10 protein-coding genes are annotated in these 14,042 nt (G+C 55.6%); 1 reads left to right on the forward strand and 9 read right to left on the reverse strand.

From position 1 onward, the window contains the following. The first annotated feature begins 364 nt into the window (after window positions 1-364). On the forward strand, window positions 365-1,405 hold the full coding sequence (trhO, locus tag EJ361_RS01590; protein ID WP_126243593.1) for an oxygen-dependent tRNA uridine(34) hydroxylase TrhO: 1,041 nt from the start codon (window positions 365-367) through the stop codon (window positions 1,403-1,405). Here the strand turns inward: trhO and EJ361_RS01595 are convergent. The 9 genes from EJ361_RS01595 to EJ361_RS01635 all read right to left on the reverse strand — a co-directional run bounded on the left by EJ361_RS01595 (window position 1,394) and on the right by EJ361_RS01635 (window position 13,974). Continuing rightward, complete coding sequence (locus EJ361_RS01595) at window positions 1,394-2,086, reverse strand: LytR/AlgR family response regulator transcription factor (RefSeq protein WP_126243594.1); 693 nt, start codon at window positions 2,084-2,086, stop codon at window positions 1,394-1,396. The two genes, trhO and EJ361_RS01595, sit on opposite strands and share 12 nt — an antisense overlap. Beyond that, window positions 2,083-3,105, reverse strand: a complete 1,023-nt coding sequence (locus EJ361_RS01600; protein WP_126243595.1) for a sensor histidine kinase — start codon at window positions 3,103-3,105, stop codon at window positions 2,083-2,085. Before EJ361_RS01600 ends, EJ361_RS01595 begins: the two co-directional genes overlap by 4 nt. 151 nt (window positions 3,106-3,256) lie before the next feature. Beyond that, on the reverse strand, window positions 3,257-4,099 hold the full coding sequence (locus tag EJ361_RS01605) for a hypothetical protein (RefSeq protein WP_126243596.1): 843 nt from the start codon (window positions 4,097-4,099) through the stop codon (window positions 3,257-3,259). 78 nt (window positions 4,100-4,177) lie between these two features. Then, window positions 4,178-5,578 carry a hypothetical protein gene (locus tag EJ361_RS01610; protein WP_126243597.1) on the reverse strand — a complete coding sequence of 467 codons (1,401 nt, stop codon included), beginning with the start codon at window positions 5,576-5,578 and terminating at the stop codon, window positions 4,178-4,180. 56 nt (window positions 5,579-5,634) lie between these two features. Continuing rightward, window positions 5,635-8,871, reverse strand: coding sequence for a TonB-dependent receptor (locus EJ361_RS01615; protein WP_164714032.1), 3,237 nt, complete (start codon window positions 8,869-8,871; stop codon window positions 5,635-5,637). A 22-nt stretch (window positions 8,872-8,893) separates the two neighbouring features. Further along, window positions 8,894-9,895: a FecR family protein gene (locus tag EJ361_RS01620; protein WP_126243599.1), complete on the reverse strand. Its 1,002-nt coding sequence runs from the start codon at window positions 9,893-9,895 to the stop codon at window positions 8,894-8,896. A 44-nt stretch (window positions 9,896-9,939) separates the two neighbouring features. After that, window positions 9,940-10,494: an RNA polymerase sigma factor gene (locus tag EJ361_RS01625; RefSeq protein WP_126243600.1), complete on the reverse strand. Its 555-nt coding sequence runs from the start codon at window positions 10,492-10,494 to the stop codon at window positions 9,940-9,942. A 5-nt stretch (window positions 10,495-10,499) separates the two neighbouring features. Continuing rightward, entirely contained in the window at window positions 10,500-11,882 is a 1,383-nt protein-coding gene (locus tag EJ361_RS01630; protein ID WP_126243601.1) for a S41 family peptidase, read from the reverse strand. Window positions 11,883-12,036: 154 nt separating this feature from the next. Continuing rightward, on the reverse strand, window positions 12,037-13,974 hold the full coding sequence (locus EJ361_RS01635; RefSeq protein WP_126243602.1) for an ABC-F family ATP-binding cassette domain-containing protein: 1,938 nt from the start codon (window positions 13,972-13,974) through the stop codon (window positions 12,037-12,039). Between the last annotated feature and the right edge of the window lie 68 nt (window positions 13,975-14,042).

The raw sequence follows: 14,042 nt of genomic DNA on the forward strand, positions 1-14,042 counted from the left end.
GATAAAGACAAAACAAAACAATGGCGCTGATGAGGTAAATTGCATAAATACTCATATAGGTTACTGTTTAGGGTTAAGAAAATCGGGGCAGCACACGGACCATTCTCACATTCATATTCCCCTTTTTCCAAAAGCGTGCCATAATTTAACCCGAATATCCTGTCATATGTTCGATACGAATTCATTATTTGATGAATGTGATATGAAACACAGCCAATTGCTGCCTCATCCCCGGCCGGCGAAAAAAATTTCCGTACCTTTGCGCCGGTTGCAACCTGTCAGGTAAACCAGCACAAAGCTTCCGATTGATAATCAATTATTTAAAGAATTTTGTTCGACCGGCGTTCGTCCTTAAAATTCTCATATGGCACTACACAACAGAGTTTCAGCCACCGAGTTAAAACAACGGCTGGCCGCGGAAACCTTCCGCCGCGTTACGGTATCGTTTTACCAGTACGCCAAAATTTCCGATCCGCAGATTTTCAGGGATGATTTGTACCTGGCCCTCAACCAACTGGGCGTGTTTGGCCGTATTTACGTGGCCAGCGAAGGCATCAATGCGCAGATCAGCATCCCCGAGCACAATTACGAAGCATTCCGCGATCATTTGTATTCCATCCCATTCCTCAACGGCATCCGTCTCAACATCGCGGTAGACGATAACGGGAAATCTTTCTGGGTATTGAAGATCAAGGTGCGGGAAAAGATCGTGGCAGACGGGATCGACGATCCCACGTTCGATATGGATAACCGCGGCAAGTACCTCGACGCCCGCGCGTTCAACGAACTGTCCGACGACCCCGATACCGTGATCATCGACATGCGCAACCATTACGAATTCGAAGTAGGGCATTTCGACAAGGCGCTCGAAGTGCCGTCAGACACTTTCCGCGAACAGCTTCCCATGGCCGTGGATATGATGAAAGACAACAAAGACCGGAACATCATCATGTACTGCACCGGCGGCATCCGCTGCGAAAAAGCCTCCGCTTACATGCTCCACCACGGCTTCAGCAACGTTTTCCACCTCGAAGGCGGCATCATTGAATATGCCAACAAAGCCCGCGAACTGGGGCTGCCGAATAAATTCCGGGGCAAGAACTTCGTGTTCGACGACCGCCTCGGCGAGCGCATCTCCGACGAGATCATCTCCCAATGCCACCAGTGCGGCGAACCTTGCGACGAGCACATCAACTGCGCCAACGAAGGCTGCCACCTGTTATTCATCCAGTGCGAAAAATGCGCGGAAAAATATAGCAAGTGCTGCAGCGACGCCTGCGCCGAAGTGATCGCCCTGCCGGAAGAGCAGCAGGCGGAAATGCGCAAGGGGATCGACAAAGGCCTCATGCTTTTCAACAAGCGCAGGAAACGGCGCCTGCCGTCCGCCGGGGATTCAACGCTTTAGATAGCGGTCCTGCAGGATTTTTTCCATGACTTCGTCGCGCAGCGCGCGGCTCACGGGCACTTCGTGCGCGCCCACTGAAATCGTATTCCCTTCGATGCTGTCGATTTTCGCGGCGGCTACGATGTAGGACTTATGCACCTTGATGAACTGCTCCGCCGGCAGGTATTCTTCCACTGCTTTAAACGTGAGGTAAGTGATGTATTTCCGTTGCGCGGTATGCACGGCGATATAGTTTTGCAGCGCTTCCACGACGAGCACGTCCGCCAAACGGATCTTCTCGATACGGTGCTCGCACTTGATATAGAAATGGTCGGTCGACTCCGCTTTCAATTGCGCTTTAGCTTTGTTCGCAGCTTTAAGGAAACGTTCGAAGGAAACCGGTTTCAGGAGATAATCGAGCACATCCAGTTCAAATCCTTCCAGCGCATGATCGGGATAGGCGGTGGTGATGACGGTAAGGGGTTTTTGTGGCAGGGTGCGCAGGAATTCCAGTCCGCTGAGCCGCGGCAGGCGAATATCGAGGAAGAGGAGATCGACGGGCCGGCGATGGAGGAAATCCGCCGCTTCGGGCGCGCTGCCGCATTCTCCGGCCCATTCCAGGAAACTGACGTCGGCGATGTATTCGCGGAGGCCCTGTCGCGCCAGGGGTTCGTCGTCCACGACGAGGCATTGTAATTTCATACCTGCAAGGTTAAGGTGACCGCAAAATGCTGTGCGCCCGGCACGATGCGGAGCGCATGTTTCCCGTTATACAAAAGTTCCAGCCGCCGTTTCACGTTACTGAGGCCTATGCCGCCCGGAGCGCCCTGCGGCTGCGGTTCACAGGTATTTTCCACCGTGAACGTGAACCGTCCGTTTTCCCTTTCCATCTGAATATGAACCGAATTCGCAGCGCGATGGGAAATGTGCTTGAAGGCGTTTTCCACGAAAGGCATGAGCAGCAGCGGGGCGATGTCGAAATCCTTCACCCCGCCGCCTTTCTCGAAACGGATCTCGTACTGCGCGCCGTGGCGGAGCCTTTGCAGCGCGAGGTAATTCTCCACGCAGGAAATCTCTTTCGCAATGTCGATCTTTTCGGTATTGCATTCGTACAGCTGGTAACGGAGCAGATCGGAAAACCGGAGCAGCGTTTCCCGCGCCAGCGTATTTTCCTTATGAATGAGAAAATAGATCGTGTTGAGGGAATTGAAAAGCGAGTGCGGGTTGATCTGGGAACGGAGGAACTGCAATTCCTGTTCGGCCCCTGCGCGCAGGGCGCTCTGCAACCGGTGAACGGTCCGGATCTGATCGATGTAAAACTTGATGCCCGCCGCTGCGCCCACCATGAAAAACAGGGGGATGTACACATCGTACAACTGGCTGTTCAAACTGGCATTCGGCCAATGCGTGATCGTGGACGCATAAGGCAGCAGGATCATGTTCAGCACCCTGATCACCGCAAATCCCGTAACGGCCACCAACGCAGTGAACCCCGCGGCAAAGGCCACGTAGCGCTTCGTATAGAGGAGCTTGGGGATCAGCACGTAGTTGGTAAAATACACCGCGCCTGCCAGCGACAGCACCTTGAGCAGCCCGGCGAGAATGGTAGGCGTAAGGTCGGGGTAATCGTCTATCCGCAATGTGATCCACACCACAAAGAACGCGGCCCAGAAAAATACATGATGCAGCCGCAGCCGGGTGATTGTTTTCAGGATATCCATATCGCCGTTAATATAAATGTACGCAATTTGACGGGGATCGGAATTACACGAAATGCGCAACAAGCCGGACGAATTGCATCATTCCCAATGGAAAAGGCGGCCCCCTGTCAAGGGCCGCCATGTCTGGAATTGGTCATCCAGGGGCAGGGTTTTACCAGGTAGTCTGGAACAAAGGCTGGTCGTGGTACTTATCCCTTCTGGGAACAGGATCTTCCGGTCCGCCCATCTTCAGAATGGATGTAATGAATTTGTATACCGGCAGCCCGTCGGCCGTCGGAGGCCGGTTGGCATAGATGGATTCGCTGTAGCCCTTCGTCCGCGTAAACGGGGAGGGGAAGATGACGATATCCTGTATAACGGCGTCGTTAGACGGATCGATCAGTTTAAACAGGTAAGTGGTGTTCCGGCCATACACGGTCATGGGCAGCTCCAGGTAAGCGGAGAATTCTCCACGCTTCAGGCGCAGTTCGCCGAACGGCGTCTCTTCCGTCGCGAAGGGGCGCACGCCCAGGTTCACGCGGTAAAAGACCATCTTCAGTTCATCAGGTAATTGGGTATCGTAATAGTAATACCGGATCTTTCCGTCGGAAGGCAGGGAAGGGTCGGCCTCCGTTCCGGAGCTGGCGCCCTGGTAAATACGGGGTTTGTCTTCCGGGCCGATCGCCAGCAACTGGTAGCTCGTTTTTCCGTTTACCATCACAGAAGTGTCGAGCACCGTACTGTCTGTACCGGTCACTTTCAGCACCAGGCGCTTCAGGCCCTGGCTGGGGCCCGGGATGAGCTTGCTGGCGAAATTCTGTCCCTGGTTGAACAGCAGGCTGTCGGTAACCACCGTTCCATCCACGATCACCTGGAAAGCGGTTTCGGCGTGCGGGGTAAAGAACCAGGACAGCGTCAGCTGGTAGAACTCGGGCTGCGGCACCGTCTCGCCGTCTTTTTGACAAGCGGCCAGGCACAGGAAAGGCAGCAGCAGGAAAAGGATGTATTTTTTCATGTGTCGTATTGTCGGAATGGAAAAGAAAGGGCGGACGTGCATCCGCCCTTTCCGGTTATTCATCATGCGGATGATTTTTTAGAAACGGATCCAGGAATCTCCCAGCCAGTAATTACCGGAAGCATCCAGGGCGCCGCCTTTATACGTGGTGGAATTGTACGCGAAGCCGCAGTTCAGGGGCGACAGGCCACAGAAGTTCGTACCGTTGCTCGTGGGTGCACCAGCAGGCGCCAGCGAAGCCGTCAGGGCATCGAAGTACTCGGCGAAAATGGCCGGGAACGCGTCTGTCAGGTTCAGGCCGGCTACGGTATTGCTCGTAGTGGAAGCATGCGGCGTGAAAGTAGCGAACGCTGTTACGCAGGCCTGTACGGCGTTGTTGAAGAAGTAGCTGGAATCGGTACGGGTGCCGCACAGCACGCTGTTGTTGTAAGAGTTGATCGTCGGGGTAGATTCCAGGCGAACAGCGGTGGGGTAACCGTAAATGATGGAGTTGCGCATCGCAAACAGCGAGTTGTTGCGGAAACGTGCGCCGTTCAGCAGCTGGTTGGCGCTGGTAACGGTGCAGTTCGGCGCGCCTACGATGGTCATGTTGCTGATAACCGGACGGCTGTAGCAGCTGGAAACCTGGCCGCCGTCTGATTCGATACCGTTGGAGTTGTTGGCGGCATACTCTACGGAAGGCTTGATCACGGAAACGATAAACTGGAGATTGCCTTTGTAACCGAAATCGAAATCGAACTGATCGTCGTTGTTGGCCAGAGACAGCAGGTATTTGCCGTTCACGTTGCCACCGAAGATCTCGAATCCGTCGTCGGCGCCATACATCACTTCTACGTGATCGAGAGTTGTGCCGCAACCTACGCCGCCCAAAGTAAGGCCGTTCAGCTCGTTACCTTCCTGGATAACGGCGCCGGCATATTCGATGCGGATGTAAGACAGGGTGCCGGAGTTGTCGCTGGCGATGTTACCGCCATAGGTATAATCGATACCGGCGGGAACGATCACGGGATTGATCCCTTCGATCTGGGCAGTTCCGGTGGTAGTGCACACCAGCGCGTCGCCCAATACCACTACACCACCCCAGTCGCCGGGCGCTTTGGTGGTTTCGTTGGAAGTGAACACGATGGGGCAATCTGCCGTACCGGCGGCGTTGATCGTAGCACCACGGGTAACGATGAGCGCGGAAGCGTCGCTGGCGGTCGATTTCTTCACGCCTTTAATGACAGTGCCGGGCTGAATGGTGAGGGTACCATTCTTCACCCAGGTTTTGCCGTCCAGGATGTAGCAGGTATCGGCGTACAGGGTACGGTTGCCGCTGATAACATCGGGGAGGTCTTTGGGAGCGGTTTGACAGGGTTCGCAAACGGCAGCGGCGGTTCCGGCGAGCAGGGAACGGTCGTCCTGCGGCTTTTGACCGTCTTTTTTACATGCAGCAAACGCAGTAGCTGCCAGGGCCATCAATAAATAGTGCTTTTTCATGGTGCAATTTTGTTGTCGTTAACTTGTCGGGTTTATCATGATGAATAACTGCGAAATCATAACCGGTAACTGACCGTCATCGACCAGTTCGTCCCTTTCCGCGTCCGCTTCAGCTTCCAGTCGGAATCGGGATTGTATCCCATTCCTTTCGGGTCCGCGGAATTGCTGTACTCGATGTTCGGCGGGCTTTGCGGTGGACGGGCGTCCGGATATTTATTGAAATAATCGATATAATATTGATTGAGGACATCGGCCACGTTCAGCCTGATTTCCATCCGCTGCTTCAACAGGCGGGCGTTCAGTTGCAGATCGAGCTGGTTGCGGGGATTTTCATAGGTGTCGTCATAATCGTCCAGCCCCGCGAAAATCACTCTTCTGCCGAACCGGTTGAAAGTGACGTTTGCCCCGAAATACGTGCCCTGCCAGGAAAGGCCGGTGTTGATGATGTAGGGAGAAAGCCCCTGCAGCGGGCGCTTCCGCTCGTTCTTCGTGGAGTCTGTCGAAGGTTTCGGCGGATGACCGGCCGCCACCAGCTGGATGTTCTCGTTGTCGTAAGTCACCTTACTGTCCATCACCGTGAGATTGGCGGTGAGGAACAGGTTTTTCCAGAAACCGGAAGTTTTGCTGATAAAGGAGAAGGAATGCCGGTAATCCAGTTCCAGCCCTTTGTTGACCGCACTTTCCAGGTTGAAGTAGAATACGCCGTACCGGTTGTCTGCAGATACGTAGCTGACGGTTTCCACCGGTTTATCATACTTCTTGTAGAACACCGTGAATGCCAGCACTTCCACCGGACTGGGGTACCATTCCAACCTTAGGTCGGCGTTGTGCGCGCGACTGTATTCCAATCCCTGGATGCCTTTCACGTCTTGCCGCAGTTTAAGGTCGTAGTACATGAACGATGCGCGTTCCCGGAAGTCGGGGCGGGCGAGCGTTTTGCTGTAAGCGCCGCGGATATTGATTTGTGGCGTTAGCTGGTATACGACATTGACGGAAGGCAGCCAGTCGGTTTCGCGGTAGCTGATGGTGGTGTCTTTGGCCCTGACCGTGCTGCCCTGAACGATGCGCGTGTAGGTATGAACGTCCATCTTGCTGCTTTCCAGCCTTACACCGGCAATGACGCGCAGTTTCGGCATCGGCGTTACGTCTGCCATGAGGTACCCGGCATGCAGCGCCTGCTTGCCGTCGTAATGGTCTGCCGCATCGAGGCCGGAAGTGGTAGTGGGGAAGTAGGTGAAGTATCCCGCGCGGAAGTTTTCCGGTTTGAAAACTTCATAGTCCGGCTTTCCATACCCCAGCGAATCGGCGATCCGGATCCGGTCGGGGTTGTTCATGCCAACGGAAGTCGGCGCCAGCATCACCTGTGCATATTCCGCTTTCCGGAAAGTGCCCCAATACCCGGTTTTGATCTTCTGCGCCCGGCCGGCAAACTGGAAGGGAAATGTGAGATCACCGCCGACATTCCTTTTCTTTTCCTGCAGCCTGTTGGCATAAAGGCCGCCTTCCTTGATGGTGGATGTTTGCAGGCGGGAATATTGGTACATCAGCAGGGGGAGGCCCGTTTTCGGGTCAACGCCCAGGCTGTCGCCCACGGAATACCGCGTGTCCGGCTGTTCCTTGTTCACGGTAGCGTGGTCTGCGAACCAGTTCAGTTTGAGGTGTTGCCCCAGTTTGTGTTCGCCTTCCAGGCGCGTCTGGAAAAGGCGCCCCACCTCCACGATGGAGATGTATTCATGCGAGCGCCCGGCGCGGCTTTTATCTTCCGCCACCTGCACGATGTTCTCATGCGTAAACCGGTTATTGAAAACGTTCCGCCATACCAGTTTGTGCTTCGGCGTCTGAAACGCCAGGTTACCCAGGGCGCCCACGGCGGAAATGAAATTGAACTGTCGGCCATTGTCGACAATGGTGGGACTCTGCCGGAACCAGGCATCGAAGGACTCGATGTTTTCTTCATGCCGGTAAGTGCCGGCCAGCACAAGCCCCAACGTCCGGTTCCCCGAAAAACGTTTGCTGCCGCCCATCGACAACTGGTACTGTTGCAGGGGCTTCGCGGTGAAACGGCGAAGGCCGTAGAAGTTGGGGATTTTTCCGTTCATGGCGTTCAGTCCGGCCTGGTTTCCCTTTTCGGAAAGCTTCGCGAATTCCGTGCTGCTCCATTGCCGGTCGAACCAAAGGCGCTCCTTTCCCGGCGCGCCCCAATAATCGCTTTGGAGGCGGCGCGTGCTGAGAAATTCCTTCCCTGTGCTTTGGGAATTGAATCCCGTACCGGCCAGCACCTGCAAAAAGGGCGAGGCCGGAATGTCGAGCGTATTGACCTGCACGAGGCCGCCGGTGAACTCGCCGGGCAAATCGGGCGTCGCGGTTTTGTTGACCACCACGTTGTCGATCAGGTTGCTGGGAATGATATCGAAGGAGAAATTGCGGCGGTTGGGCTCCGTACTAGGGAGGGAAGACCCGTTCAGCAACATGTTATTATACCTTTCGCTCATCCCGCGGACGATCACGAATTTGTTATCCTGCACCGTGAGCCCGCTGATGCGTTTGAGCACCTGGCCCACATTGTTGTCGGGCGTGCGGCGGATTTGCTCGGCGCTGATCCCGTCGCTGACGGCGGCGTTATTTTTCTGCCGGGCATATAAGGATGAAATGGATTCCTTATTGGCGGACGAAACCACTTCCACGCCCCGCAATGTGCCTTTGGCGGGCTGCAGCGTCAGGTTGAGGGTGCGCGTCTGGCCGGCGGCCACGGTTACGTCATTGATTTTCTTGGGTTGATAGCCGATGTAGCGGACCTGCAAAGCATAAGTCCCTTCCGGCAGATCGAACAGGAACTTCCCGGCGATGTCGGTGACCTGTCCTGCGCTGCCTGCCATGATGGTGGCTCCCGCCAGCGGATCGCCGGATCCGGCGTCTACCAGCACACCCGCCAGCCTGCCGTTGGCTTGTTTTGCGGGCGCGGCCCTTCTGGCGATGATCACCGACCGCCCGTCGATCTTGAACCCGTAGATCGTGGGCGCCAGGGCTTCGCGGAGCGTTTGCTGCAAGGTGGCCTGCCGGAGGTTGACGGACACGGGGGCGCGGAGGTCCACTTCATCCTGAAAGTAATTAAACGTGAATCCCGTCTTGCTTTCCAGGTAATTGAACAAATCCTTCAGGTTGGATTTTTCCAGCTTCACATCGATTTTCTGCTCCGACTGCCAGGCGAATGCGAAAGCCGGCAGCAGCGACAGGAGAAGGGCAAGGCAAGCCCTGTTCCCCGCGCGGAGGAAGAATGGTAAAAGTGCATTCATGCGTAAATTCTGTTTTTTTAAATTATGGCAGGTGAGAAATGGCGGTGATGATAATGAGACTGTCCTGCTGCCGGTACCGGAAGCGCCCCATGCTGCCCAATACCCGCAGGATGTCGCCATGCCGCTGGTCGCGGAACGAGGCTTTGACGGGGCGCATGAGCAGCCGTTTGTCTTTCGTGTAATACCGGTATCCGAAGGCGTGTTCCAGTGCGTCGAGGGCTTCGCCGAGCGTTTCCCCGTCGAAATGGAACTCCCGTTGTTTCCAGCTGCCGGGTTTGCCGGAGGGCTTTCCCGGCACGAGTTTCCCGTCGTGCTTCGACCATATCCCCGTTTTTCCGGGCGTCAGGATGAGGGAAGTGCTGTTATGCCGCATGGCCACTTTCCCCGTGGCAACAGATACGCTGGCACCCGGATCCTTGCGGTAATTGCGCATGTTGAAGGAAGTTCCGAGCACATCTACTTTCACACTGTCCATTTCCGCGCGGAATGGGCGGGAAGGATCGATGCCTGCTTCCACGAAAATCTCGCCTTCCAGCAAACGAACAGTGCGTAAACGGCCGTAGAAGGTTTCGGGAACTTCCAGCGTGGTGGCGCCGTTCATCCAGATCCGCGTCTGGTCAGACAGGGTTACGAGCCGGTGTTCTCCCGCTCCGGTGCTGAACTGCATCCAGTGCGTTTTGGCGGCCATGGTTTGTTGGCTCGCTTCCAAACTACTCCACCAGGTCAGGGTGGCCAAAGTGCCCGCCACAACGAACAGCAGCGCGCAGGCGGCCCGTAACCAGGTCATGCGACGGACCCTGGCCCTGGGCCTTACCTGTGCCATAATGCTGCTGTACACTTCAATCTGCTCGCTTTCCGGAACGAAGGCAGGCACGGTTTCCGTCCATTCCCTTTCCGGGAAAATGCGGTCCAGCTCATCGTCTTCCAGCTCCTCCAGCCGCTCCAGCAAAGCCTTTCTCGCGGCTTCGCCGAGCGTTCCGCCGGACAGCGAGCGGAGATATATGCGGATCTGTTGTGCGTTCATGACAGTAATACGCTAATGGGGAAGGGTGACAGACATTTTCCGTGTTACCATAACGTTAAGTCGCCGGCAGACCGCAGCAACACCAATACATACAATACCTGCACATCCAGCCGGGTGCGCAGCAGCTTCCGGATTTCGTTGACATGGCGCTCTACCGTTTTGGCGGAAATGCCTTCCATCTCGGCGATCTGGCGGTAGGTGAGGCCATCGTCCCAATGCATGCGGAAGCACCGTTGTTTGGCGGCATGGAAGGTGCGCAGGGTGCGTTCGTAAATGGCGAGATAATCTTTTTCCAGCAGGGATGAAGTGGTACTGTCGGCGGCGGAAGTTTCCTCCTGCCTTTCGCCGAGCTCCTGCACGGGCAGGCGGCGCGCCCGGAAATGGGAGATCATCGTATTCCTGACAACGGTGAACAGCAGTGCATCCGGCGGTTCGGACGTCGTGAGTCGGTCCCAGTGCTTCCATAGTTTGATATACACTTCCTGCGCGATGTCGTCGGCATGCATATTCGCCCCGATCACGGTGGCCAGGTAGGCTTTTACGCGCGGGTAGGTTCGCTGGAAGTATTGGCGGAAAATGATGTTTTTCTCTGCAGGCATGCGTTTCAATCTTGGTGGATGATGGGGAAGGATGCGCCGGCGGCGTGGATATGTGGACTGCTGTAAACAGCTTTCATGGAAGCGTTCCGCGCATCGGGCGGACTTCGGTACCGGCCCGGATAGATGAGTGAAAGCGCCTTCCCGGTCAGTGCGTCTTCCGCGGCAGACATAGGCGCCAGCGGCAGGCGTTGCAATTCGTTCACCGTATATGTGGGTAAAATCCCGGCATGGTAGGCGCCTTCTCCACGCGCATTGAACAACCGGTAAGCGATGAGCTGGATTTTCCAGGGTACCTCGCCATCTGAAATAATAAACCCTGCCAGGTCTTTCCCGAAAGTGGTGTCGCCGATTTGTATTACTTCCGTCCAGGGTTTGAGGTTATTGATAAGCAGTTCGGCGGAAGAAACGGTGGCGCGTGTGGTGAGGATGAAAACCCTCCTGAGCGGGAGCCTTCCAGCTTCCAGCGATTCCATCGTACCACCGGCCATCTGGCCGGAAGTGCGCAGTATCTCCGCCAGACTGCGCGCAAAACGCCCGGTCAGCCGGTTCCCTTCAAATTTTATATAAGTATCGCTGCCCCGGAGCGCGGGGGCCAGCAGTGCGGAAAGCTTGGCGCAGGTGGCCACCGAGCCGCCGTCGTTGTACCGCAGGTCGAGGATGAGCTCCTGTGCGCCGGCGTTCCTTATTTTCCGGAAGGTTTCCAGGAGCGATGGGTCGCCGTATTCCTGGAAGGAACGGTATGCAAGATAGATTGTCCGCACCCCATCATGCAGAAAAGTTACCGGCGAAGATAACAGCGCACTGCCGCCGGGCAAGGGCGCCAGTTGCCGGGGCGCCATTTCTGTCAGCACACCGCCTTCCGCTTTCGCCGGGGTGACCGCCACGATGCCGGCGGGCCCCTGTAATAAAGCCACCTCGCGGCTGCGGATGGGCGCACCGTTGACCGCCACGAAATAATCGCCGCGGCTGAATCCAGCCCGTTCCGCCGCGCTGCCGCTGCTGACGTACAACATTACGCCCGTCAACCCTTTCGTCCAGCCAGGATGCTGCACCAACGCGAAATGAAAACCATAATGGTAAAACGTGCCCCCGGGAACGGGAAGGCCCGGCTGCCGCACGATCCACGAGAAGGGATCGGACGCATTTCGCAATGCATGGAAAAATTCAGTTGGCGCCAACTGCATATCCGGATGGGCCGGCAATTGATCCGACCATAAATAAAACCGGCGCATACTGTCCAGTATCCATTGGTTGTAACGGTGCAGGGAATCCCGTTCCGCCGGCGCAGGCAGATCGCCTTTGCGCCCGCAGCCGGTCCAGAGCAAGACCAGGATAACGAGGCAACGGATGGGAAGGGGCGGTTTCAATTTGCGGGTTCGTTTCTCCAAAAATTAAGAACTCCCGCAGCAATGCCAATTTTAGGAGGTTAAGTTTTAATTAAGGCTGCCGAAGTGAAATCCTGCTTGCTGATAGCCAATATCTTGCAAAAAAAATCCTCCCCAGCCACGCCGGGGAGGATCGCCATATTGTAAAAGCCTGGGTTTATCCCTGTATTTTATCTTCCAGTTCCATCGCCTTTTCGAAGGCCGCCTCATATTCGCCCGTTGCTTTCGCCAGCTCGGCTGAAGCCGATTTATAGCTGGTTTCGGCGGATTTGAACTTCACTTTATCGGCGTAAATCTCCGGGTTGGCCATGTCCGCTTCCAGCTGCTCCACTTTCGATTTCAGGTCGCTCAGCTGCTTTTCCAGGTTCTGCACCTGGCGCTGTTGTTTCTGGAGCTCTTTCTTCAGGTTATTATCGACCGGCGCTTTGGGCTGAACGGGGGCGGGAGCGGGAGCGGCTTTCTTTTCCTTTTCAGCCTTCGCGGGCTGTGCGTTCGCCGCCATACGCTTTTTCCATTCTTCCCATTCGCCGTACGTGCCGTCGAATTCCTTGATCTCGCCGTCTACGATCTCCCAGATTTTATTCGCCGTTTTGCTCACGAAATAACGGTCGTGGCTCACCAGTACGAGGCTGCCTTCATATTTGCCCAAGGCATCGATCAGCATGTCTACCGAGTTCATGTCCAGGTGGTTCGTCGGTTCATCGAGCAGCAGGAAGTTCGCCTTGCTGATGATCACCTTGGCCAGCGCCACGCGCGCTTTCTCTCCACCGGAAAGGATGCGGATCTTTTTGAAAACATCGTCGCCCTGGAACAGGAACGCCCCCAGGAGGCCGCGGAGTTCCATTTCAGTATTGCCGCTGGCGCAGCTTTTCAGCTCTTCCAGGATCTCGTTGTCCAGATGCAGGGATTCCAGCTGATGCTGTGCGTAAAAGCTCGGCACCACGTTGTGCCCGGGAATGCGTTCGCCTTCAAAACTGTCCGTTCCGGCAATCACGCGCAGGAGGGTCGATTTCCCTTTACCGTTCGCCCCGATCAGCGCGATCTTGTCGCCGCGGTTGATTTCGGCGCGGGCGTTCTGGAGGATGCGTAACTGGCCGTATGCTTTAGAAACGCCGTTGAGCGTGCAGAGTATTTTGCCGGGGATTTTGTCTACGCTGAAGTTCATCCGGATTTTCGACGGACCGTTATCTACCTGCTCCACGCGCTCCAGTTTGTCGAGCCGTTTCATGATCGACTGTGCCTGTGCGGCCTTGGAGGCTTTGGCTTTAAACCGTTCGATGAAGCGTTCCTGCTGGCGGATATAATCCTGCTGGTTCTCGAATGCGCGCTGTTGCAGCTCGCGGCGGAGCGCCTTCTCCACTTCATAATCCTCGTAGTTGCCGGCGTAGTGGTGCAGTTCCTGCTGGTACAGTTCCACGATCTTATTCACCATGCGGTCGAGGAAGAAACGGTCGTGCGATACGATGATCACGGCCCCGTCGTAATTGCTGAGATATCTTTCCAGCCATTCGATGGAGGGAAGGTCGAGGTGGTTCGTAGGTTCGTCGAGCATCAGCACGTCGGGCTGCTGCAGGATGAGTTTGGCCAGCAGCACGCGCATGCGCCATCCGCCGGAAAACTCGCTGTAGGGCCGCTCCAGGTCGGCGGTGGAAAAGCCGAGGCCTTCCAGCACGGTAGCGGTTTTGTGACGGATGTTGTAGCCGTCGAGGATATCGAATTCATGCAGTTTTTCGCTGTAGGCCATCAGCAGGGCTTCGTCTTCGGAATTTTCCAGCTGCCGGGTCATTTCCTCCAGTTCCTTTTCGACTTTCACCGCTTTTTCGAAGGCGGTCATGCCCACATTAAGGATGGATTCGTCAGATTCGAAGCTGAGCAGGTCCTGGTTGAAGAACCCGATGGTCGTGTCTTTTCCTTTATTGAGACTGCCTTTTGAAATGGTGTATTCTCCGTTGATAATGCGCAGCAGCGTGGATTTGCCGGTACCGTTGAGGCCAATGAGGCCGACCCGGTCTCCGGGTACGATGTGCCAGGTGCTGTCTTCTACGATGGTCCTTGCGCCGAATTCGAAAGTAATGTCCTGCAGTGCGATGAGCATGTTGAAATCGATATTAAACCCGCAAAGATAGTCAAATTATTCCATCTATATTTGTTGAAAACATGGAA

It is taken from the genome of Chitinophaga rhizosphaerae (assembly GCF_003958645.1).
Lineage (GTDB): Bacteria > Bacteroidota > Bacteroidia > Chitinophagales > Chitinophagaceae > Chitinophaga > Chitinophaga rhizosphaerae.